Here is a 264-nt window from a genome sequence, read left to right as displayed (position 1 = left end):
GCTTCCTTGCTGGTTTCAGCCAACATTTGCAAAGCGGCATTATTGGCATTGACGATGGCATCGGCTGTGACACCAGATTTTACGGATTGTTGCAGCATACCCAACTGAGCGATGGACAATTTCATAGTTGGGATGGTATTACGACGTAGCATGCCTAGTTTTTGTCTCATATCTGAGGAGACCTTGACCATGTTGCGCATCTGAGGGGTTGTTGCCCAAGCGACATAGAGACGACTGACATACTCGGTGTGTTGTTGCTCCAAG

Annotated in this window: 1 protein-coding gene; it reads right to left on the bottom strand. The window is 48.1% G+C overall.

The window, feature by feature from the left end:
* Positions 1–264 (bottom strand): hypothetical protein (locus tag V0R37_RS22435; RefSeq protein WP_420376600.1); only part of this gene is annotated, 264 nt, incomplete at both ends.

This window comes from Pollutimonas rozaliensis, from assembly GCF_048751585.1.
Taxonomy (GTDB): Bacteria; Pseudomonadota; Gammaproteobacteria; order Burkholderiales; family Burkholderiaceae_B.
Note: the sequence above shows the minus strand (reverse complement) of the source record. Positions and strands in the feature narration are given on the sequence as shown.